Origin of the sequence: Rhodoferax saidenbachensis (assembly GCF_031457975.1) — a bacterium.
In the GTDB taxonomy this organism is placed as follows: Bacteria; Pseudomonadota; Gammaproteobacteria; order Burkholderiales; family Burkholderiaceae_C; genus Allorhodoferax; species Allorhodoferax saidenbachensis_A.
In genome coordinates this window covers 177,212-197,879 of record NZ_JAVDXO010000002.1, presented here as the reverse complement: position 1 = coordinate 197,879, position 20,668 = coordinate 177,212, and the positions used below count along the sequence as shown (strand labels likewise).

Below are 20,668 nucleotides of genomic sequence, written 5' to 3'. Positions count from 1 at the left end.
ATTGCATAGACGATAGGGGCTGCGCTGCCTACATTCGCTCCCAAGCAAGGAGAGCGATTTGAGAATTGCAGTGTTGGGTGCCGGTTCGTTGGGCTGCGCCATAGGCGGCACCCTCGCGCGTGCCGGGGCGGATGTCACCCTGATTAACCGCCGTGTGGAGCAGGTCCATGCGATTTTGAGCCAGGGCCTGATCTTGCGCGAGGGTGGCGTTGATACGCGGGTGGGCGTGCATGCCGCCACTCGCTGCGAGGGCCTGGACGTGATGGACCTGGTCATTGTGTTGGTCAAATCTTTTGACACCCGCAGTGCCATGCTGGGCGGGCTGAACTTGGTGGGGCCGGACACCGTGGTGCTGTCTCTGCAAAACGGTCTGGGCCACGAGGACGTATTAGCCGAACTGGTGGGTGCAGAGCGCGTGCTGGCCGGCAAAACCTATGTGGGGGGCGTGCTGGTGGCCCCCGGTGTGGTAGTGGCCGGCACCCAGGGCAAAGAGACGTTGATTGGCGAGCTGCAGGCCAAGGGTTCGTCGCGGGCTGACCGCATTGCGGCAGTGTTCAACGCCGCGGGCCTGCGCACCCAAGTGTGTGAAGACATCATGGGCACCATCTGGGACAAGCTGCTCATCAACGTGGCCACCGGCGCACTCAGCGGCATTACCCGTTTGCCGTATGGCGCGCTGTACCAGGAGCCGCAGGTAGAGGCCTGTGCAGTGGCTGCGGTGGAAGAGGCCATGGCCGTGGCCCGTGCCAGCGGCATCACCCTGAGCTACCAGCACGGCGTGGACGCCTGGCGCAAAGCAGCGGCCGGGCTGCCCTACGCATTCAAAGCCTCGATGCTGCAGAGCCTGGAAAAAGGCTCGCCCACCGAAATCGACTTTATCAACGGCGCCGTGGTCGAACGCGGCGCCGCCCTGGGTGTGCCCACGCCGGTGAATGCCACGCTGGTGGCCTGTATCAAGGGCATCGAGCGCGCTCTGAAAGAAGCTCCATGAACACGAACTCTCCCGCCTCATCCATCCCCCGCGCCTATGTGGAGCATGTGGCCATCTGGGTGAAAGACATCCAGTGGCACATCCGGTTCTTTCACACCGTGTGCGGCATGACCATGCGCGAAGTGCAGGGCACTGTAGAAGACCCCGTGCAGTACTGGACGCTGGGCGGCATGCAGTTCATGGCCAAGCCCGACCACAGCGCGCCTGAAGGCCGACTGGGCCACATCGGCGTGATGTGCGAAGACCTGGAGTACGCGCTGCAAGCCGCCCAAGCCTTTGGCGTGACCGAGATGCCACAGGGCCGCAACTGGCTGCGCCTGCCCGATGGTCTGGCGGTGGAATTCATCCAGGCCAGCGCTGGCACCGTGGCGCAGGCCCTGTCTATCAACCCGCGCGCCTGAAAGATTGCATTCAAAAGGAACCCCGATGAGCCCCGAAAAATACTGGGACGATGCCCGCGATGGCGACGTCTGCATCAGCCCCCGCTACACCGTCACCAAAGAACGCATCCTGGCCTACGCCGACCTGACGGGCGACCACACGCCCGTGCACGTGGACGAGGCCTATGCCAACGCCAGCCACTTTGGCTGCATCGTGGCGCATGGCCTGTTTGGCCTGTCGATTGCCGATGGGTTGAAGACGCAAAGCGACTACCGCTTTCTACCCGGCATGTCGCTGGGTTGGACCTGGGACTTTGTGCTGCCTATCAAGGTGAATGACGTGTTGCACGTCCAGTTCACTGTCAGCGGCCTGCGCGCCTCCAAGAGCCGCCCGGGCTGGGGCATCGTCATCCTGCCCAGCGAACTCATCAACCAGAACGGTGATGTGGTGCAAAAGGGCGAGCACCGCCTGATGATTCCGCGCCGCCCCGGTTCCTTTTAATTGCTACTTATTTGATAGCTGCTCGCGCAATAAACACGGGGGCTAGAGGCCAATATGACTCACAATTCTCAGCAAGCGCGTCCTTTGGAAGGCATCCGCGTCATCGACTACAGCCACTTTCTGGCGGGGCCCTATGTGGGCCGCTGCCTGGCTGCCATGGGGGCCGAGGTGATCAAGGTGGAGCGACCCGGCACTGGCGACGCGGGCCGCCAACACGCCTGGTTTGTGGGCGACGACCACGCCTACAGCGGCTATTTTTTGCAGCAGAACATGGGCAAGAAAGGCCTGTGCGTGAACACCAAAGACGCACGTGGCCGCGCGCTGATGCAAAAGCTGGTGGACAGCGCCGACGTATTCATCGAGAACTACCGCCCCGGCGCGCTGGATAAGCTGGGCCTGGGTTATGCCGCGCTGGCCGAGCGCAACCCAGGTCTGGTGTACTGCTCCATCTCCGCCTACGGCCACACCGGGCCGGACGCGCACCGCGCGGGTTTCGGCCTGATTGCCGAAGCCAAGAGCGGCATCATGCAGATGGTGGGCAACCCCGGCGAAGCACCACCGCTGTTGCGCATCTCGCTGGGCGATATGTACACCGGCATCCACGCGGTGGCTGCCATCAATGCCGCTCTCTTGGGCCGGGTGAAGAGTGGCAAGGGCCAGCACATCGACATGGCGCTGTATGACACGCTGGTCTCCATGCACGAATACGCGGTGCAGTGCTACACACTCTCCGGCGGCAAAGAGGTGCCGGTGCAGACCGGGCACGATATGCCCAACAGTACGCTTTACGGCGTGTTCCGCGCCAATGATGGCGACCTGGTGATTGCTGCACAGGTGGACGATGCGTGGAAGCGTTTTGCCGCCTTGGTGGAAACGCATGGCGGCCCTACAGGCTTTGGTGCGGATGCACGCTTTCACACCAACACGGGCCGCAACGCCCAGCGGCTGGAGATTCTGGCGGTGGTGAAGCCGTGGGTGGCTGCGCGCTCCGTGCGCGAAGTGCTGGCTTTGCTCGACAGCATTGACGTACCCAGCGCCAAGGTGCAGCGCATTGACGAGGTGCTGGCGGACCCGCAGATCCAGGCGCGCGGCATGGTGGTGGAGCAGGACCATCCGGTCATCGGCAAGATCCGGCTGCCCAATCTGCCGTTTCATTTTTCGGGCTGCGACACCAGCATCACCCAGGTGGCGCCCGACCTGGGCCAGCACAACGCGGAGATCGCCGCCAGCCTGGGCTTTGTTGAGGCCGATATTGCGGCCATGCAGGCTGATGGCGTCTTGTTCAGCCACTCGGGAGGTGCTGCATGACGGACCAATACGCCGTGATCGGTAACCCGATTGGGTTTAGCAAATCCCCCTTTATCCACAGCAGCTTTGCCGCGGCCACGGACCAGGACATTGACTACACCAAGATTGAAGGCCCGTTGGGCCAGTTCGCGGAGACGGTGGACGCCTTTCGTGCCAGCGGTGGGCTTGGGCTGAACATCACCGCACCCTTCAAACTGGACGCATATGCCTATGCCACGGAGCACTCCGAGCGGGCCAAGCTGGCGGGGGCCGCCAATGCCATGAAGTTCGAAGGCGAGCACGTGATCGCAGAGAACTTTGATGGAGTCGGGTTGGTGCGTGACGTGACGCATAACCTGCAAGTGGCCCTGAAAGGCAAGCATGTGCTGATGCTGGGCGCAGGCGGTGCGGCGCGCGGGGCCTTGCTCCCATTTCTGGCCGAGGAACCTGCCTTGCTGGTGATCGCCAATCGCACGCGCTATAAGGCAGACGAGTTGGCGCAGATCGGGGCGGCCAAGGGTCGGGTGCAAGCCTGTCACTACCTGGATCTGGCAGGCCAGCGGTTTGACGTGGTGTTCAACGCGACCTCCGCGAGTCTGCGCGCCGAGTTGCCGCCGGTGCCGGCCGAGGTGTTTGCAGAGGCCTGTCTGGCGTATGAGTTGGCGTATGGCAAAGGCCTCACCCCCTTCTTGCGGCTGGCCCAAAACGCGGGTGCTCCGCAGCTGGCCGACGGCGTGGGCATGCTGGCTGAGCAGGCGGCCGAAGCTTTTGCCTGGTGGCGCGGCGTGCGACCGGGCACTGCGATCGTGATCCGGGCGCTGACGGTTCCACTGGCCTGAGGACTGCCATGGCCCAGCGCAGCCTCCTATACTTGTGGAATGAACCAGTCAGTACATTCCGCGGGAACCCCCAAAGCCCCAGCCAAAGCGCGCACCAACGACCCGGCGCGCACGATGGCCGGCATCTTGGCGGTGGCGACCAAGGAGTTTGCGGCCAAGGGCTTGAGCGGCGCGCGCATCGATGCGATCGCCGAGGCCACGCACACCAGCAAGCGCATGATTTACTACTACTACGGCAGCAAAGAGGGGCTGTACGTGGCGGTGCTGGAGGACCAGTACCGGCGCATGCGGCAGATCGAGGCCAAGCAGCACCTGGAAGACCTGGAGCCCGAGGCGGCGTTGCGCCGCTTGGTGGAGTTCACCTTCGACCACCATGCGGACCACGAGGACTACATCCGTCTGGTAATGAACGAGAACATCGAGCAGGGCGCCTACTTGGCGCAGAGCAAGACCATCCAGGAGCTCAATGTGCCCGCCATCCAGGCGATTCGCCAGCTGTACGACCGGGGGGTGCAGCAGGGCGTGTTTCGCCCGGGGCTGGATCCGGTGGACATCCATGCCTCCATCTCGGCGCTGACGTTTTTCAACGTCTCCAACCGCCACACCTTCGGGCTGATCTTCAAGGACAAGGCGCACAACGCGCAGTCTGCCGCGCGCCGCGCCAGCATCACCGAGATGGTGGTGCGATTTGTGCGCAAGTAATTCATTTTCGGCATAACAGCTTTCCCTGCTATGCGCAGCAGGTCTAGGGAAAACCCGCGCATTAAAAAACTAACTAGTTCGTACATTAACAAGACGCGAACATTTGGAGACATACGTGGTCAAAAAAATCATTGACGGGTACTGCCAAGTCATTGGCTACCTGATTGCCGCCGCCCTGGCGGTCATGGTGGTGCTGGTGTTCGGCAATGTGTTCATGCGCTACGCATTCAACTCGGGCTTTACGGTGTCCGAAGAGCTGTCGCGCTGGCTGTTTGTCTGGGTGACATTTATGGGTGCGGTGATTGCGTTGCGCGACAACGCCCACTTGGGCACCGACATGCTGGTGAGCAAGTTTGGCCCCAAGGGAAAACGTGTGTTCATGGGCATCTCGCTAGTGCTGATGCTCGTTTGCCTGTGGCTGATCTTCAAGGGCACCTACGACCAGTTCATGGTCAACAAGGATTCCGAGAGCCCGGTGATGGAGGTGTCCATGGGCTGGTTTTACGCTGGCGGCATGGTGTTCTCGCTGCTGAGCTTTCCCATCCTGGCGCTGGAGCTGTTTCGCCTGCTCACCGGCCAGATTGCCGACCAAGACCTGATGCTGATTCAGGAATCCGAAGAAGCCGCCCACTGATCCCAAGAGTATTTGACATGACGATTATTGTTTTTCTGGGCTCCTTGATGGCTGCCATGGCTCTGGGTGTACCCATCGCCTTCTCTCTGCTGTTGTGCGGTGCTGCGCTGATGTGGCACCTCAATATGTTCGACGCGCAAATCCTCGCGCAAAATCTGCTCGAGGGATCCAACAGCTTTCCGCTGCTGGCCGTGCCGTTCTTCATGCTGGCCGGCGAGATCATGAATGCCGGTGGCCTGTCGCGCCGCATCGTGAACTTCGCCATGGCGCTGGTGGGCCACGTCAAAGGCGGTCTGGGTTATGTGACCATCGTGGCCGCGGTGATCATGGCCTCGCTGTCGGGCTCTGCGGTGGCTGACGCTGCGGCGCTGACGGCTTTGCTGCTGCCGATGATGGTGGCGGCCGGCCACGACAAGGCCCGCTCGGCCGGTCTCATTGCGTCGGCCGGCATCATCGCCCCCATCATCCCGCCCAGCATTGGTTTTGTGGTGTTTGGGGTGGCGGCCAACGTGTCTATTTCCAAGCTCTTCATGGCCGGCATTTTCCCGGGCGTGTGGCTGGCGCTGTCGCTGGTGGCGACCTGGTGGTGGCTGGTGCGCAAGGAAGTCGTGGTGCCTCCACCCCGCAAGTCTGCCGCTGAAGTGCTGGAATCCTTGCGCCTGGCGACCTGGGCGCTGGTGCTGCCCTTCATCATTGTGTTCGGCCTGAAGTTTGGCATCTTTACGCCGACTGAGGCTGCCGTAGTGGCCGCGGTGTACTCGCTGTTTGTGTCCACAGTGATTTACCGTGAGCTCAATTTCAAGAAGCTGGTGCCGCTGTTTGTCATGGCGGCCAAGACCAGTGCGGTGGTGATGTTCCTGGTTGCGGCGGCTATGGTGTCTGCGTGGCTGATCACGGTGGCGGATTTGCCTGGACAGGTGGTGTCGCTGCTGCAGCCGCTATTGGACAGCCCCAAGATGCTGATGCTGGCCATCATGGTGCTGACCATGGTGGTGGGCACGGCGCTGGACATGACGCCCACCATTCTGCTGCTGACCCCGGTGCTGATGCCGGTGGTGAAGGCCGCGGGCATTGACCCGGTGTACTTCGGTGTGCTCTTCATCATCAACAACGCCATTGGCCTCATCACGCCGCCTGTGGGCACGGTGCTCAATGCGGTGGCTGGTGTGGGCAAGGTCAGCATGGACGAGGTGACCAAGGGCGTCGTGCCTTTCATGATCGCCCAGTTCCTGATCATGTTCCTCATGGTGGCGTTCCCGCAGCTGGTGATGGTGCCCGCGCGCTGGTTCTATTGATTGCGTTCCCGTTCTTACTTTTATTCAGGAGACAACTATGAAACGACTGTTCATTAAATCGGTAGTGGCTTGCGCCGCGTTGGCGGTCATGGGCCTGGTGTCGGCTCAGGACATCAAGGAGCGCACGCTCAAGTTCGGCCTCAATGGCCCCGAGGGCCACCCCGCCGTGGCTGGCATGAAGAAGTTTGCCGAGGCCGTGGCTGCCAAGTCCGGCGGCAAGATGAAGGTGCAGTTGTTCCTGAACGGGGCACTGGGCAGCGACCAGGCTACTTTGTCGGCGGTGAAGGGCGGCACTGTGGAAATGGCGGTGATGAATTCCGGCATTCTGGCTAGCGAAGTGAAGGCGCTGGAGGTGTTTGATTTCCCCTTCCTGTTCAACAACGAGAAAGAGGCGGACGCCATTGTGGACGGCCCGATTGGCCAGAAGATGCACGCGGCCCTGGCTGACAAGGGCATTGTGGGCCTGTCGTACTGGGAGCTGGGCTTTCGCAACATCACCACCGGCAAGAAAGCCATCACCAAGGTGGATGACATTGCAGGCCTGAAGCTGCGCGTGATTCCCAACGCCATCAACGTGGATTGGGTGAAGGCTCTGGGAGGCAACCCCACGCCTCTGCCATTCACCGAGGTGTATGCCGCGCTGGAGCAGGGCGCCATTGACGGTCAGGAAAACCCGATCTCCGTAATCGCCGCCAACAAGTTCTGGGAAGTGCAAAAGAACGTCGCGTTGACCAACCACCAGTACAACCCGCAATCGGTAATCTTCAGCAAGAAGATCTGGGACAGCCTGAGCCCCGCCGAGAAAAAGATCATTGACGACTCTGCCGATGAAGCCACCAAGAGCCAGCGCGAAGCGGCGCGGGCCTCCGTGGCCGCCAACCTGGAGCTGTTGAAGAAAAACGGCATGACCATCTCTGCGCTGCCTGCTGCCGAAGTCGCCAAGCTGCGTGAAAAGATGAAGCCCGTGATCGACAAACACAGCGCATTGGTGGGCCCCGTGGTCGCCGAAGTGCAGGCCGAGCTGGCCAAGCTGCGCAAGTAAGCACAAGGACCACCATGAACGTTCTGATGCTGCACGGCATTAACCACAATATGTTCGGCAAGCGGGACCCCGCACAGTACGGCACCACCACGCTGGATGAAATCAATACCAGCTTGCATGTGCTGGGTGCGGAGTTGGGCGTTCAGGTGCAGACCTTTCAGACCAATAGCGAGCAAGAGATGTGTGAGCGCATCCACCAGGGCTTTACCGAGCAGGTGGATGCGGTGCTCATCAACGCAGGGGCGTGGACCCATTACAGCTACGGCATCCGCGATGCGCTGGCCATTCTGACCTGCCCCGTCGTGGAGCTGCACATGTCCAACATCCATGCACGCGAAGCGTTTCGCCACAAGTCGGTGTTCGCCGACATCGTCAAAGGCCAGATTGCCGGCTTTGGTGCGGACAGCTATTTGCTGGCCTTGCGCGCCGGCGTCAACGCCGCACAGGCGGCCAAGGCAGCACAACCATGATCATCAACGGCAATACCGAAGTTATTGCCCACCTGGGCTTTCCCACGCATGCCTTCAAGGCGCCCATGATTTACAACCCCTGGTTTGAGAAAGCCGGGGCCAACGTGGTGGTGGTCCCCATGGGCTGCAAGAGCCCCGATTACGCCGAGTTTCTGCGCAGCGTATTCAAGCTCTCCAACATCCGTGGCGCGCTGATCACCATGCCGCACAAAGTGCCCACTACGGGGTTGGTGGACGAACTGTCGCCCACGGCCGCCATTGCCGGCGCTTGCAACGCGGTGCGCCTGGGCCCCCAGGGCCAGTTGCAGGGCGATATGTTTGACGGTGCCGGCTTTGTGCGCGGGGTGTTGCGCAAGGGACTGAAGCTGCAAGGCGCACGTGCGCTGGTGGTGGGCAGTGGGGGTGTGGGGTCGGCCATCGCCGCGTCGCTGGCTGCCGAAGGGCTGTCGGCACTGGCCGTGTTTGACGTGAATGCCGCCGCAGCCGATGGCCTGGCTGCCCGCCTGCGCCAGCACTACCCGCAGTTGGAGGTGCTGACCGGTTCCACTGACCCAGTGGGCTTCGACCTGGTGGTGAACGCCACGCCTCTGGGTATGAACGAGGGCGACGCCATGCCACTGGACGTGACGCGCCTCTCGCCCAGCACCTTTGTGGGTGAAGTGGTCATGAAGACCGAGACCACCGCCTTTCTGGCAGCGGCCATCGCTCGGGGTTGCAGGGTACAGGTGGGCTCGGACATGCTGTTCGAGCAGATCCCGGCCTACCTGGAGTTCTTTGGCCTGCCCAGCACCACGCCCGAGGAGCTGCGGGCAGTGGCTACGCTGCAATACTGATCAGCCGCCCGCTGCGGGGGTCAGCAGCCACTCCCGGCGGAACAACCACAGCTGGGGTTGCCACAGGTTGTCCAGCGTCACCTCGCCGTCCTTGTGGCGGCTTTTGACATGCCAGCGCTGGGCTACCAGCCTGCAGTGGGGTAAGCAGCTGGGTTGTTCATTCAAGTCGTCTTGTAGCCACACCACGGCGTCAAATTCTTTCAGCAAGCGGTCCAGACGTTGCGGGGCTGGCATCTCGGGGTACAGCGCGCCGGTGTTGCGACCCTCCGCGTCGTAGGGCGTGATGCGCGCACCGGGCAGAACGAAGTGGAAGCGCTCGTACTGGCCGGTGAAGCCGTTGGGCACGGCTAGGCGTTGGCCCTTCATCTGGCTTTGCACCGTGGTGCTATAGCCGGCGGCATCGCCCGAGATCGGCTGCACCATGAGTGTGAAGCAGCCCAGCACTGCCAGGCAGGCCAGCAGTGTGGCATTGCGCACCCAGGAAAATCGAACAAATCCGGCGATAGCCCCCGCCAGTCCTGCGCCAGCAGCTAGCAAAGTCATAGCAACTTCGGTGGGGCTGGCCATGCCCAGGCTGCCCATTACCCAGGCAATGCGGCCCAGCATGACCAGCGCTGGCACGGTGATGAGCAGCGTGGCGGCGAACCAGACGCGGTGCAGCCGGTCCCACAGCAGTGCCATGGCGATGGCCAGCGCGGGCATGGCGGGAATCACATAGCGCTCGGAACGCTGGTTGGGGATGGTGAACACCACCAGCCAGACCACCAGCCAGGCCAACAGCACCCACAGTGCGGGGCTGAGGTGTGCGTAGTACCGGGGCCGCCAGCCACGCGCCAGCGCGTGCAGGCAAAAGCCCAGCACCGGCAACGCGAGCAGGCCGCCATTGGCCGGGTAGGCCAGCAGCTGCGTCCACATGGGGTAGGCGCCGTACAGCGCGGCCTGCCAGTAGCCCAGGCTGCTGGACATCTTGCCCGCGTTCTCGGCCACCACAAACTCTTGCCACACCTCGGCGGGGTTGGGGTCCAGCACAAACCACAGTGCGAAGATGCCCAGGCCCAGCAACGCGCTCCAGGTCACACCCACCGTCGTGCGCACTGCGGGGCGCCAGTTCCAGGGTTCGCTCAGCAGCACCGCGCACCAGAGTGCAGCCGCCGTGGGCGCCACCAGCGCAAACGATTTGTAGGCCGCGCCCAGGCCCATGGCGATTCCTATCAGCGTGTAGGCCCATGCGCCCAGTTGGTGGGCCGGGGACGCCACCGTTCTGCCACGCAGGTGCAGCCACAGCAGCCACCACATGGGCAGTGCCAGCCAGAAGGTCTCGGGTGCGGAAGTCAGGTACACCCGGCCGTAGCGGAAGGTGGAGAAAAACAGCAGGTACAGCGCCGCGGCAATGCAGGCGGTGCGCAGCTTGCCGGGCGCGGGTGCCATGCGGTGCGCAAAGAAGGCCAGCAGGGCGGTGGTGGCGAAGGTGTAGGCGATGCTGGGCAGGCGCAGCGCGAACAGGCTCCAGTGCTGGCCCCAGCCACCGGCCACCATGGCCTGCCAGATCAGCAGCGGCGGCTTGGTATTGCGCGTGCCCACCAGCTCGGACTGCAGTGGCAGCCAGTGGCCGCTCTCAGCCGTCATGCGGGCGATGTGGATGTAGACCATCTCGTCGCCATTGGTGGGCGCATAAAAGCTGCCCAGGCCGAAGAGGTAGAGGGCCGCCGCCAAAGCCACCAGTACCAGCCAGGGCCAGGTTGGGGCGCGGTGTGACAAAGCGTGTGCCTGCATGGTGCCGCTGAACACGCTCAGTCGGTGTTGCGCTTGAAGGTCCAGCGGTCGTTGGCCAGAAAGTTGCTCACGCTGGCCGCCACGATGGCGATGATGTTGGCCACGCGGTAGTCCATGCTGCCCGACAGCAGCAGTGTCAGCACATACTGCAGGCCACTGCCGAAGGCCGACGCCGTGATGTACTGGCCAAACTCCAAACCCAGCAGGCGCAGGCTCACCGGTTGGGCTTCTTCGGCTTCCAGCGTCTTTACGCGGTCCGACCAGGTCCACAGCCGGTTCCAGGTGAAGTTGTTGAGCGTCGCCACGGCAATGGCCAGTGCCAGGGAGAAGTAGGGTTTGTTGTAGGCAGCTTCGAGTTCATTGAACAGGAACTCGTGCCCCAGGTGCAGCACCACCAGGTTCACCACGGTACCGCTGGCGCCCACGATGCCGAATTTGATGTAGCGGTAGCGCTCCATCCAGCCCAGGGCCCACAGCACCAGTCGCTGCACGGTGCTCATGCTGCAGCGCCTGCGCTGCTGCGCAAAAAAGCCAGGGCCTGGTCCAGCACCGGGTCGGGCGCAATGCGCTTGAGGCACTGGTTGTCCCCATCGCAGAAAGTCAGGCGGTGGTTGTAGGCGGTCAGGCAGGGTGAGCAGGCAATGCCCGATTCGAGAATGATGGTGCGTTGGCCCAATGGACCATACAGCTTGCCGGTTTCGGGTCCAAAGAACACCATGGTCTGGATGGGGGTGACGGTGGCAAAGTGGCTGGGCCCGCCGTCATTGGTGATGAGCAGGGCGCTGGCATGCATGAGCATGAGCAGTTCGCGGATGCTCTTGGTGTAGCCAGTGAGGTCGATGCAGGCCGCGTGGCCGACCTGGGATTGCAGGTCGCGGGCCAGTACCGCGTCGTCTTTGAGGCCAATCAGCCCCACGGCATAGCCCGCAGCACACAGGCCCTGCACCACGCGGGCGTAGTGGCTGGCGGGCCAGGCCCGCTCGGGGAGGATGCCACCGCCGGCATACACCAGCACCAGCGGGTGTGCCTTGGTCACCGGGTGGTCGGTCTCCACCTTGCTGCGGTAGGCGGCGAGTTCCTCGGGCGTGAAGGCGACGGACAGATCGGGTTCCGCCGGTATTTCGCGGATGGGGCCTGCGCGGTTGCGCGGCATGCCTTCGGGCGACTCCAGCGCATCGACCAACGAGAGGAACTGCTTGCTGATGTGCTGGTAGGGGTTGTACGGAATGCTGTGGTTAATGAAGCTGCCGCGGTACAGGCCTTCCTGCGTGTGCGGCGTAAAGCCTGCGCGCACCGGCGCGCCGGTACTGAAGGAGAGCAGGGCGCTCACGCGCGAGAACAGCTCGCAGTCGATCACCGCATCCAGGCCCAGCTTGCGCATGGCCAGGCTCACTTTGAGGATGTCACCGATCAGCGCGCCACCGGAGCTGTCGTCCAGCGTGTGCATGTACTGGGGCTCGGTGAGTGAGAGCAGTTTGGAGACTTCCTGGTTCTTCTTGAGTTGCAGGATGTGGATGGCCGCACCCGGGTACTGCCGGCGCAGGGCTGCAAACATGGGGCCTGCCAAGACGATGCTGCCCATCTCGGAGAGCAGGATCACCAGAATATGTTTCGGCGCTTTGCCCATGCGGGCCGGCGCACTCCAGAGCCCGCTGAATTTCTCCCAGCCAGACACCGCGCCGCACAGCAGTTGGCCAACCCAGCGGTCTATGAATCGTTGTGTGTGGAGTTTCATCGGGTTGGCATTGTGCCAGTGGCGCAGGCCTGCGCCACTGGCAGGGGCTGGCTTTACAGGCCAGCGGCTGCGCGCAGAGCGGCAGTTTTGTCGGTGCGTTCCCAGGTGAACTCGGGTTCTTCACGGCCAAAGTGGCCGTAAGCCGCAGTTTTCTCGTAGATGGGGCGCAGCAGGTCCAGCATCTGGATGATGCCCTTGGGGCGCAGGTCAAACACCTCGGCAACGATAGCCGACAGCTTGTCATCGGCAATGACGCCGGTGCCTTCGGTGTAGACCGTGATGTTCATGGGCTTGGCCACGCCGATGGCATAAGCCACTTGCACCTGGCACTGCTTGGCCAAACCGGCCGCCACCACGTTCTTGGCCACATAGCGCGCGGCGTAGGCGGCAGAGCGGTCCACTTTGGAGGGGTCTTTGCCGGAGAATGCGCCACCGCCGTGGGGGCAGGCGCCACCGTAGGTGTCCACAATGATCTTGCGTCCGGTCAAGCCGCAGTCACCTTGGGGGCCACCCACCACAAAGCGGCCGGTGGGGTTGATCAGGTACTTGGTGTTCTGCAGCCATTCCTTGGGCAGCACGGGCTTGATGATCTCTTCGATGATGGCTTCGGTGAACGAGGCTTTCATCTTGTGCTGAGTTTCCGACTGGTCGGGGCTGTGCTGGGTGGACAGCACCACGGTGTCAATGCTGTGGGGCTTGCCGTCCACATAACGCATGGTCACCTGGCTCTTGGCATCGGGTCGCAAGAAGGGCAGGCGGCCGTCCTTACGCAGTTGGGCCTGGCGCTCCATCAGGCGGTGGGCATAGTAAATGGGCGCGGGCATCAGCTCGGGCGTTTCGTCGCAGGCGTAGCCGAACATCAGGCCCTGGTCACCGGCACCCGTGTTCAGGTGGTCGTCACTGGCATGGTCCACGCCCTGGGCAATGTCGTTGGACTGCTTGTCATAGGCGACCAGCACCGCACAACCCTTGTAGTCGATGCCGTACTCGGTGTTGTCATAGCCGATGCGCTTGATGGTGTCGCGTGCCACCTGGATGTAGTCCACATGCGCATTGGTGGTGATTTCGCCGGCCAGCACGACCAGACCGGTGTTGGTCAGCGTTTCGGCAGCCACGCGGGACTTGGGGTCCTGCTTGAAAATCGCGTCGAGGATTGCGTCGGAAATCTGGTCGGCGACTTTGTCAGGGTGGCCTTCAGAAACAGACTCGGAGGTAAAGAGAAAATCGTTCGCCATAGCTAGGTCTCCAAAATAAACATCAAGTCGCGTTGCTTGGGCTTTGGAGCTTACAGCGAACGCTTTAGCAGATTCGCCAGAATTGACGAGGCACAATGGCGTTCCTTTCGGGACCGCCCTGTGGGTGTCGCCCTGCAAGTAGTTCCGTAACTCAGCGACACCCGTGATTTTATCCCAGCCAATGGCCCTTGTTTTTAAATTGCTTTCCGTCTTTCCGCTGTGGCTGCTGCACGGGCTGGGCTGGGGCGTGGGTTGGCTAGCTTTTTTGGGGTCCGCCACCTACCGCGCACGCTTCTTGGCCAATGCTCGCCAAGCGGGGTTGACCAGTAGCCAGTGGCGGCGTGCCGTGGGCCAGTCCGGCCAGTTGGCGGTCGAACTGCCGCGGCTGTGGTTGGGTCGTCCGGTTGCCGTGCAATGGCAGGGGCGCGAACACGTGGAGGCCGCGTTGGACGCCGCGCGGGGCGTGGTGTTTCTGACACCGCACCTGGGCTGTTTTGAAATCACGGCGCAGGCCTACGCACAGCAATTTGGCCAAGGTGATCAGCCTATTACCGTGCTGTTCCGTCCCCCACGCCAGCCCTGGCTGCGTGAGGTGGTCACTCGCTCGCGCGCGCGTCCTGGCATGCACACCGCGCCGACCACCTTGGCAGGTGTCAAACAGATGCTGAAGGCGCTGAAGACGGGCCAGTGCGTGGGCTTGCTGCCCGACCAGGTGCCGCCACAGTCGCAGGGTGTGTGGGTCCCTTTCTTTGGCAAGTCGGCCTACACCATGACCTTGTCGGCGCGGTTGGCCCAACAGACCGGTGCCAGCGTGTTGTTGGCTTGGGGCGAGCGCTTGCCGCTCGGGCGTGGCTACGTGGTGCATGTGCAGCCCTTGAGCGAGCCCTTGGACGCGGATCTGACCGCTGCTGCCGCGCAGCTGAATGCGGCCATGGAATCCCTGATCACCCAGTGCCCGCAGCAATACTTGTGGGGCTATGCCCGCTACAAAACGCCTCGCGAGGCGACCTGAGGTCAAAGGGTGATGCGTAACTGGATTGTGAAACTCATCGTGGCCCAGGGGCGTCTGCCCTTGCCGATGGTGCGGGCGCTGGGCGTGGCTTTGGGTGTTGCGCTGTACCTGCTCGTGGGCTCGCGCAGGCGGGTAGTACAGACCAATCTGACACTGTGTTTTCCGCATTGGAGCCGATCCCAGCGGCAGCGTGTGGTGCGCGAGGTGTTCGTGGTGTTTGCCCAGGCCTGGCTGGACCGGGGCTGGTTGTGGCATGCACCGCCCGCAGTGGTGCAGTCCCGCGTGCGGCTGACTGGTGCCTTGGATGCGCTGGAGGGGAATGAGCCTGTGGTGCTGTTTGCGCCGCATTTCATGGGGCTGGATGCAGCCTGGACCGCGCTGACCCAGCAGATTCCGCGGCGCTTTGCCACTATCTATTCGCCACAGCTCAACCCTGCGATGGACGCATGGATTCTGGGCGGGCGCCAGCGCTTTGGCGAACCCGAGCTGGTCGCGCGGCTGGCCGGGGTCAAGCCTATCGTGGCGGCAATGCGCAAGGGCGAGCCGCTCTACCTGCTGCCGGATATGAATTTCGATCCGCGCGAGTCTCTGTTTGTGCCGTTCTTTGGTGTCTCCGCTGCCACGGTGCCTTCCCTGTCCCGCTTCGCCAAGCTGGGGCGGGCCAAGGTGGTACCCATCGTGACGCGGCTGGTGCCGCAGGGCTATGAGGTGGAGGTCCACCCGGCGTGGACGGATTTTCCCAGTGAGGACCTGGAGGCTGATACAGCATTGATGAACCGGCGTCTGGAGGACTACATCCGCGCCATGCCTGCTCAGTACTACTGGGTGCACAAGCGTTTCAAGGACCGGCCCGCGGGCGAGGCAGCACCCTATTGAGTTAGGCCTCTTGGGCGGACTCCGGGGGCGTTGCAACAGGGCTGTCAGTGGGGTGTGCCCATTGCCACAGCAACTGGGCCACATCTTCTATGCCAATGCGCTTGGGGGCGGAGAATAATTTGACTTCGCCACCGCCGGCTTGCAGCTTGGTGATCGACAGGACCTTGGCGGCTTCCGCGCGGGTCAGCTTGTCGGCCTTGGTCAGGATGACGAGAAATTTCAGGCCCGCCTGCACCCGGGGACGGATCACGTCCAGCAAGATCTCGTCCAGCTCGGTCATGCCATGGCGCGGGTCGCACATGAGCACAATGGCGTGCAGGTTCTTGCGTGTGACCAGGTAGTTGGCCATCACCTGTTGCCAGCGAATTTTGTCCTGCTTGGGCACTGCGGCGTAGCCGTAGCCCGGCAAATCGGTCAGCACTGCATCTGTCACCCCCTGTTTGCCCAAAGCAAACAGGTTGATGTGTTGGGTGCGGCCCGGTTTTTTGGAAGCGAAAGCCAACTGCTTCTGCTGGGTCAGCGTATTGATGCAGGTGGATTTACCCGCGTTCGAGCGGCCCACGAAGGCAATTTCCGGCACGTCCAGTTCAGGCAAAAAGTGCAATTGGGGCGCAGTAGTGAGGAAGCGCGCCGTGTGCAGCCAGCCCATGGCCACGACGGCGGGGGATTTGGCGGAGGCGTCAGCGACCGATTTAACGGGCGGCGTGCCGGGTGGGTTTGAGGTGTTGGTCATTGATTTGGAAGGTAAACCCAGAGCCGCATTGTAGAATGGCGCTGTTTTGCTCACCAGACACAACATCCCTATGAAGTTGATTGCCCACATGTTTTTCGCGGCCGCTGTTGCCGTTATTTCTGTTTCTTCCTTTGCGGAAGAAGCCAAGCACGAGGCCGCCAAGGTGGTGAAGCCCGACTTGGCAAAGGGCGAGGCAAGCTTTGGCGCAGTATGCGCCGCCTGCCACGGTGCAGATGGCAATTCAGGCACCCCCGCATACCCCAAGCTGGCGCAACAACACCCGGAATACCTAGTCAAGCAATTGCAAGAGTTCAAATCTGACAAGCGTAACAACGCCGTCATGAAAGGCTTTGCCTCAGCATTGAGCGACGAGGACATGAAAAACATAGCCTACTGGGTGACGTCCAAAAAAGCCAAATCCGGATTTGCCAAAGACAAGGAACTGGTGTCTTTGGGCGAACGCATTTACCGCGGTGGCATTGCTGACCGTCAGGTGCCCGCTTGCGCCGGCTGCCACAGCCCCAACGGTGCTGGCATTCCTTCCCAATATCCCCGTTTGAGCGGCCAACATGCGGATTACGCCGTGGCCCAGCTGACCGCCTTCCGTGATGGCGGACGCAAGAACAGCGTGCAAATGACCCAAGTAGCTGCCAAGATGAACGACCGCGAGATCAAGGCCGTGGCGGACTATGTGGCCGGCTTGCGCTAATCGGGGAAAGAGTTCACCGGTTCTGCGGAACCAAAGCGTGTGAATTCACCCTAACTGGGCGGGACCATCCTTCGATGGCCTGCCTTTTTTTTTGAGTTGTTGACTCTGCCCCTATGACTGTCTCCACCGAAGGTTTTGAAATGCAATCCGGTTCGCGCACTTGGCGTGCCACGGTGGAGTTGCTGTCGTCCATGCGGTTTTCCATCTCCCTGCTGACGGTGATTTGTATCGCCTCGGTGATTGGTACCGTTCTTAAGCAGCATGAGCCTCTGAACAACTACGTCAACCAGTTCGGTCCTTTCTGGACCGAATTTTTTGGCGTTGTCAGCCTGTACAACGTCTACAGCGCGTGGTGGTTCCTGTTAATTCTGGGTTTTTTGGTGCTCAGCACGTCGTTGTGCGTGATCCGCAACACGCCCAAGATCATCAGTGACCTGAAGTCGTACAAGGAAAACATCCGCGAGCAGAGCCTCAAGGCTTTTGGCCATCGCGCCCAGGCCACGTTGCAAGAGGCCGCGGAACCCGCTGCCCACCGCATTGGCCAGTTGCTGGTCAGCGGTGGCTGGCGCGTGAAGCTGCAGCAGCGCGATACGCCTAGTGGCCCGGGCTGGATGGTGGCGGCGAAGGCTGGTGCGGTGAACAAGGTGGGCTATATCGCCGCGCATAGCGCCATCGTGCTGGTGTGCCTGGGCGGGCTGCTGGATGGGGACTTGATTGTTCGTGCCCAAATGCTGCTGGGGGGCAAAACGCCCTATACCGGTGGCGGCATGATTGCTGATGTGGCGCCCCAGCACCGGCTCAGCGAACGCAACCCCACATTCCGAGCCAATTTGCTGGTCGCCGAGGGCACCCAGTCCAGCACGGCCATCGTGAACCAGTCGGACGGCATTCTGTTGCAGGAGCTGCCCTTTGCCGTAGAGCTCAAGAAGTTCATTGTGGAGTACTACTCCACCGGCATGCCCAAGCTGTTTGCCAGTGACATCGTGATCCACGACAAAGAGACCGGTGAAAAGATCCCCGCGCGCGTGGAGGTGAACCACCCCGCGAGTTACCGCGGGGTCGAGATTTACCAGTCGAGCTTTGACGACGGCGGCTCCAGCCTGCGTTTGCACGCCATGTCTTTGAATGGCCAGGTGCAGCCTTTCGAGCTGGAGGGCACCGTGGGCGGCGCATCGCAGCTGACCAAGGGTGCTGGCGCGCAGGCGCTGACTGTGGAGTACACCGGGCTGCGCGTCATCAACGTGGAAAATTTTGCAGGTGACCCCGCTGCGGGTACCGATGTGCGTGCCGTGGATTTGCGCTCGGCCATGGATGCCCAACTGGGGGCGGCCAACAAAACCAAAGACAAGAAAAACCTGCGCAATGTGGGGCCCAGCGTGAGCTACAAGCTGCGCGATGCAGCAGGTCAGGCGCGTGAGTTCAACAATTACATGCTGCCGGTGGATATGGGCGATGGCGTGCCGCTGTTCTTGCTGGGCATGCGTGAGAGCCCGGCCGAGCCGTTCCGCTACCTGCGCATTCCTGCAGATGAGAAGGGTACGCCCGACGAGTTCGTGCGTCTGAGCAATGCCCTGTCAGATGCCGCCCTGAGGGACAAGGCGGTGAAACGCTATGCCTCCAAAGCCGTGGATGCCAAACGGCCCGAATTGGCGCAACAACTCAGCGCATCTGCCGCGCGCGCGCTGGCGCTGTTCGCGGGTCTGGAGAACCGTAACCCGGCCAAGCCGGTGGCCGGTTTGCAGGCCATTGCAGATTTCATTGAGGCCAATGTTCCCGAGGCGGAGCGCAACAAGGCCGGCGAGGTGTTGGTGCGTATCCTGAATGGGACGCTGTTTGAACTGGAGCAGGTGGCACGGGAAAAAGCCGACCTGCCCGCGTTCGAGCCTGATGCGCGTGGCCAGGCCTTCATGACACAGGCCGTGCTGGCGCTTAGCGACGTGCCGCTGTACCCTGCACCGGTGGCGCTCTTGTTGTCGGACTTTACGCAGGTACAGGCCAGCGTGTTCCAGGTGGCGCGCGCGCCTGGTAAGACCGTTGTCTATCTGGGCTGTGCCTTGTTGATTTTGGGTGTGTTTGCCATGCTCTATGTGCGGGAGCGGCGGCTGTGGGTATGGTTGGCACCCGATGTCCAATCGTCCGATCAGGTTCAGGCGACCATGGCGCTTTCTACCAACCGCAAAACCATGGATGGAGACCGGGAGTTCGAGCATTTGAAATCCCGCTTGTTAGGTTTGAAGGACTCTGAATGACTACGATTTCTGGAAATAGCGCCACGGCAACTCCCGGCGCGAGCGTGACGTTGAACGCCGGCTACTTTTCTCAGCGGGCCTGGGGCGAGTGGTTGTTTGCGCTCATCGTAGTGGCTGGCGGCGTGTTTGCCCTGGGCCGCTACCACGAGAGCATGGATGTTTACGAAAAAGGCATTCTGTTGGCTGCCATGCCAGCGGCCATCTGGATGGGCTGGTTCTGGCGCCCGCTGCAGGTACTGATGCTGACCGTAGCGGGCCTTTCCCTGTTGGGCATTGCGTCCTACCAGGGCGCACTGGAGCGGGCTGAGACGGTGTTTTGGCTCAAGTACTTCCTGTCCAGCCAGTCGGCCATCTTGTGGATGAGCATGTTGTTCTTCATGGCCACCGCGTTTTACTGGATTGGCGTGTTTGCCAAGGGCCGGGCCGATGGCGTGGAGAGCGTGGCCTCGCGTTTGGTGTGGGCCGCTGTGACGTTGGCGTTGACGGGCACGATGGTGCGCTGGTACGAAAGCTACTTGCTGGGTGCCGATATCGGCCACATCCCCGTCAGTAATTTGTACGAAGTGTTTGTGCTGTTCTGCTGGCTTACCGCCACCTTTTACCTGTACTTTGAAGCCCAGTACAAAACCCGCGCCCTCGGTGCGTTCGTCATGCTGGTGGTGAGTGCGGCGGTGGGCTTCCTGCTCTGGTACACCGTCGTGCGTCAGGCGCACGAGATTCAACCCCTGGTGCCCGCGCTCAAGAGTTGGTGGATGAAGTTGCATGTGCCCGCCAACTTCATTGGCTATGGCACCTTTGCCTTGGCGGCCATGGTGGCGTTTGCCTACCTGATCAAACAGCAGGCCACGGAGTCGCGCTGGTACAAGCTGGCACCGCTGTGGTTGCTGGGCGTGGTGCTGTGCTTTGAGCCGGTGGTGTTCCGCAAGTCGGCGGTGCTGGGTATGAGCGATTACTGGGCGGTTTATTTTGGTATTTCTGCGCTGATCGTGGCCAGCATCCTGTTTGGCCGCAAACGCCTGGCGGCCAAGTTGCCGAGCTTTGAGGTGCTGGACGACGTGATGTACAAGTCCATCGCCGTGGGCTTTGCCTTCTTCACCATCGCCACCGTGCTGGGCGCGCTGTGGGCGGCCGAAGCTTGGGGCGGTTACTGGAGCTGGGACCCGAAAGAGACCTGGGCGCTGATCGTCTGGCTGAACTACGCGGCCTGGCTGCACATGCGCCTGATGAAGGGCCTGCGCGGTACCGTGGCAGCTTGGTGGGCACTGGGTGGTTTGGCGGTGACCACGTTTGCCTTCATCGGTGTGAATATGTTCCTGAGCGGATTGCACAGCTACGGAACTTTGTAAGAAAAAGCGCTGTCGGACGACCAAC

Annotated in this window: 21 protein-coding genes; 16 read left to right on the top strand and 5 right to left on the bottom strand. The window is 61.9% G+C overall.

The window, feature by feature from the left end; all coding sequences use genetic code 11:
* The first annotated feature begins 58 nt into the window (after nucleotides 1-58).
* The 11 genes from J2X15_RS05095 to J2X15_RS05045 all read left to right on the top strand — a co-directional run bounded on the left by J2X15_RS05095 (nucleotide 59) and on the right by J2X15_RS05045 (nucleotide 8,975).
* On the top strand, nucleotides 59-991 hold the full coding sequence (locus J2X15_RS05095; protein ID WP_310339994.1) for a ketopantoate reductase family protein: 933 nt from the start codon (nucleotides 59-61) through the stop codon (nucleotides 989-991).
* A complete protein-coding gene (locus tag J2X15_RS05090) occupies nucleotides 988-1,392 on the top strand; it encodes a VOC family protein (protein WP_310339993.1) in 405 nt (134 codons plus the stop codon). The genes J2X15_RS05095 and J2X15_RS05090 overlap by 4 nt, the downstream gene beginning before the upstream one ends.
* A 25-nt stretch (nucleotides 1,393-1,417) precedes the next feature.
* Entirely contained in the window at nucleotides 1,418-1,873 is a 456-nt protein-coding gene (locus J2X15_RS05085; protein ID WP_310339991.1) for a MaoC family dehydratase, read from the top strand.
* Between the two features lie 54 nt (nucleotides 1,874-1,927).
* Entirely contained in the window at nucleotides 1,928-3,181 is a 1,254-nt protein-coding gene (locus J2X15_RS05080; RefSeq protein ID WP_310339990.1) for a CaiB/BaiF CoA transferase family protein, read from the top strand.
* On the top strand, nucleotides 3,178-3,999 hold the full coding sequence (gene aroE / locus J2X15_RS05075) for a shikimate dehydrogenase (RefSeq protein ID WP_310339989.1): 822 nt from the start codon (nucleotides 3,178-3,180) through the stop codon (nucleotides 3,997-3,999). Before J2X15_RS05080 ends, aroE begins: the two co-directional genes overlap by 4 nt.
* A gap of 39 nt (nucleotides 4,000-4,038) precedes the next feature.
* Nucleotides 4,039-4,701 carry a TetR/AcrR family transcriptional regulator gene (locus tag J2X15_RS05070; RefSeq protein ID WP_310339987.1) on the top strand — a complete coding sequence of 221 codons (663 nt, stop codon included), beginning with the start codon at nucleotides 4,039-4,041 and terminating at the stop codon, nucleotides 4,699-4,701.
* 115 nt (nucleotides 4,702-4,816) lie between these two features.
* Nucleotides 4,817-5,335, top strand: coding sequence for a TRAP transporter small permease (locus J2X15_RS05065; RefSeq protein ID WP_310339986.1), 519 nt, complete (start codon nucleotides 4,817-4,819; stop codon nucleotides 5,333-5,335).
* Between the two features lie 17 nt (nucleotides 5,336-5,352).
* Nucleotides 5,353-6,630, top strand: a complete 1,278-nt coding sequence (locus tag J2X15_RS05060; RefSeq protein WP_310339985.1) for a TRAP transporter large permease subunit — start codon at nucleotides 5,353-5,355, stop codon at nucleotides 6,628-6,630.
* A 37-nt stretch (nucleotides 6,631-6,667) separates the two neighbouring features.
* Nucleotides 6,668-7,672: a TRAP transporter substrate-binding protein gene (locus J2X15_RS05055; protein WP_310339984.1), complete on the top strand. Its 1,005-nt coding sequence runs from the start codon at nucleotides 6,668-6,670 to the stop codon at nucleotides 7,670-7,672.
* A 14-nt stretch (nucleotides 7,673-7,686) separates the two neighbouring features.
* Nucleotides 7,687-8,142, top strand: coding sequence for a type II 3-dehydroquinate dehydratase (aroQ, locus tag J2X15_RS05050; RefSeq protein WP_310339983.1), 456 nt, complete (start codon nucleotides 7,687-7,689; stop codon nucleotides 8,140-8,142).
* Nucleotides 8,142-8,975, top strand: coding sequence for a shikimate dehydrogenase family protein (locus tag J2X15_RS05045; RefSeq protein ID WP_310341220.1), 834 nt, complete (start codon nucleotides 8,142-8,144; stop codon nucleotides 8,973-8,975). The genes aroQ and J2X15_RS05045 overlap by 1 nt, the downstream gene beginning before the upstream one ends.
* Here J2X15_RS05045 and J2X15_RS05040 read toward each other — a convergent pair whose 3' ends face one another.
* Genes J2X15_RS05040 through metK form a run of 4 tightly spaced genes read right to left on the bottom strand, consistent with a single transcriptional unit; the run spans nucleotide 8,976 to nucleotide 13,718 of the window.
* On the bottom strand, nucleotides 8,976-10,763 hold the full coding sequence (locus J2X15_RS05040) for an ArnT family glycosyltransferase (RefSeq protein WP_310339981.1): 1,788 nt from the start codon (nucleotides 10,761-10,763) through the stop codon (nucleotides 8,976-8,978).
* A 2-nt stretch (nucleotides 10,764-10,765) separates the two neighbouring features.
* Entirely contained in the window at nucleotides 10,766-11,248 is a 483-nt protein-coding gene (locus J2X15_RS05035; RefSeq protein ID WP_310339980.1) for a GtrA family protein, read from the bottom strand.
* Nucleotides 11,245-12,483, bottom strand: coding sequence for a glycosyltransferase family 9 protein (locus J2X15_RS05030; protein WP_310339979.1), 1,239 nt, complete (start codon nucleotides 12,481-12,483; stop codon nucleotides 11,245-11,247). Before J2X15_RS05030 ends, J2X15_RS05035 begins: the two co-directional genes overlap by 4 nt.
* Before the next feature lie 53 nt (nucleotides 12,484-12,536).
* Nucleotides 12,537-13,718, bottom strand: coding sequence for a methionine adenosyltransferase (metK, locus tag J2X15_RS05025; RefSeq protein WP_310339978.1), 1,182 nt, complete (start codon nucleotides 13,716-13,718; stop codon nucleotides 12,537-12,539).
* 181 nt (nucleotides 13,719-13,899) lie between these two features.
* On the opposite strand from metK, the gene J2X15_RS05020 reads away from it, so the two are divergent.
* Nucleotides 13,900-14,730 carry a lysophospholipid acyltransferase family protein gene (locus J2X15_RS05020; RefSeq protein WP_310339976.1) on the top strand — a complete coding sequence of 277 codons (831 nt, stop codon included), beginning with the start codon at nucleotides 13,900-13,902 and terminating at the stop codon, nucleotides 14,728-14,730.
* Between the two features lie 12 nt (nucleotides 14,731-14,742).
* Nucleotides 14,743-15,606 (top strand): lysophospholipid acyltransferase family protein, encoded by an 864-nt coding sequence (locus tag J2X15_RS05015; protein WP_310339975.1) that lies wholly within the window; start codon nucleotides 14,743-14,745, stop codon nucleotides 15,604-15,606.
* Between the two features lies 1 nt (nucleotide 15,607).
* On the opposite strand, the gene yihA is transcribed toward J2X15_RS05015, so the two are convergent.
* The gene (yihA, locus tag J2X15_RS05010) at nucleotides 15,608-16,339 is read right to left on the bottom strand and encodes a ribosome biogenesis GTP-binding protein YihA/YsxC (RefSeq protein WP_409034251.1); all 732 of its coding nucleotides are present in this window, start codon (nucleotides 16,337-16,339) and stop codon (nucleotides 15,608-15,610) included.
* Between the two features lie 70 nt (nucleotides 16,340-16,409).
* On the opposite strand from yihA, the gene J2X15_RS05005 reads away from it, so the two are divergent.
* The 3 genes from J2X15_RS05005 (at nucleotide 16,410) to ccsB (ending at nucleotide 20,643) form a co-directional block, all read left to right on the top strand.
* Entirely contained in the window at nucleotides 16,410-17,048 is a 639-nt protein-coding gene (locus tag J2X15_RS05005; protein ID WP_310339973.1) for a c-type cytochrome, read from the top strand.
* Between the two features lie 113 nt (nucleotides 17,049-17,161).
* Entirely contained in the window at nucleotides 17,162-19,297 is a 2,136-nt protein-coding gene (locus J2X15_RS05000) for a cytochrome c biogenesis protein ResB (RefSeq protein WP_310339970.1), read from the top strand.
* Nucleotides 19,294-20,643, top strand: coding sequence for a c-type cytochrome biogenesis protein CcsB (gene ccsB / locus J2X15_RS04995; RefSeq protein WP_310339968.1), 1,350 nt, complete (start codon nucleotides 19,294-19,296; stop codon nucleotides 20,641-20,643). Before J2X15_RS05000 ends, ccsB begins: the two co-directional genes overlap by 4 nt.
* Nucleotides 20,644-20,668 lie beyond the last annotated feature (25 nt).

What these genes read in the sequence shown, in the direction of transcription:
- J2X15_RS05090 (WP_310339993.1), top strand. Translation starts at nt 988, where the DNA reads ATGAACACGAACTCTCCCGCCTCATCCATCCCCCGCGCCTATGTGGAG.
- J2X15_RS05085 (WP_310339991.1), top strand. Translation starts at nt 1,418, where the DNA reads ATGAGCCCCGAAAAATACTGGGACGATGCCCGCGATGGCGACGTCTGC.
- J2X15_RS05080 (WP_310339990.1), top strand. Translation starts at nt 1,928, where the DNA reads ATGACTCACAATTCTCAGCAAGCGCGTCCTTTGGAAGGCATCCGCGTC.
- aroE (WP_310339989.1), top strand. Translation starts at nt 3,178, where the DNA reads ATGACGGACCAATACGCCGTGATCGGTAACCCGATTGGGTTTAGCAAA.
- J2X15_RS05070 (WP_310339987.1), top strand. Translation starts at nt 4,039, where the DNA reads ATGAACCAGTCAGTACATTCCGCGGGAACCCCCAAAGCCCCAGCCAAA.
- J2X15_RS05060 (WP_310339985.1), top strand. Translation starts at nt 5,353, where the DNA reads ATGACGATTATTGTTTTTCTGGGCTCCTTGATGGCTGCCATGGCTCTG.
- J2X15_RS05055 (WP_310339984.1), top strand. Translation starts at nt 6,668, where the DNA reads ATGAAACGACTGTTCATTAAATCGGTAGTGGCTTGCGCCGCGTTGGCG.
- aroQ (WP_310339983.1), top strand. Translation starts at nt 7,687, where the DNA reads ATGAACGTTCTGATGCTGCACGGCATTAACCACAATATGTTCGGCAAG.
- J2X15_RS05035 (WP_310339980.1), bottom strand. Translation starts at nt 11,248, where the DNA reads ATGAGCACCGTGCAGCGACTGGTGCTGTGGGCCCTGGGCTGGATGGAG.
- J2X15_RS05030 (WP_310339979.1), bottom strand. Translation starts at nt 12,483, where the DNA reads ATGAAACTCCACACACAACGATTCATAGACCGCTGGGTTGGCCAACTG.
- metK (WP_310339978.1), bottom strand. Translation starts at nt 13,718, where the DNA reads ATGGCGAACGATTTTCTCTTTACCTCCGAGTCTGTTTCTGAAGGCCAC.
- J2X15_RS05020 (WP_310339976.1), top strand. Translation starts at nt 13,900, where the DNA reads ATGGCCCTTGTTTTTAAATTGCTTTCCGTCTTTCCGCTGTGGCTGCTG.
- J2X15_RS05015 (WP_310339975.1), top strand. Translation starts at nt 14,743, where the DNA reads ATGCGTAACTGGATTGTGAAACTCATCGTGGCCCAGGGGCGTCTGCCC.
- yihA (WP_409034251.1), bottom strand. Translation starts at nt 16,339, where the DNA reads ATGACCAACACCTCAAACCCACCCGGCACGCCGCCCGTTAAATCGGTC.
- J2X15_RS05005 (WP_310339973.1), top strand. Translation starts at nt 16,410, where the DNA reads ATGAAGTTGATTGCCCACATGTTTTTCGCGGCCGCTGTTGCCGTTATT.
- J2X15_RS05000 (WP_310339970.1), top strand. Translation starts at nt 17,162, where the DNA reads ATGACTGTCTCCACCGAAGGTTTTGAAATGCAATCCGGTTCGCGCACT.
- ccsB (WP_310339968.1), top strand. Translation starts at nt 19,294, where the DNA reads ATGACTACGATTTCTGGAAATAGCGCCACGGCAACTCCCGGCGCGAGC.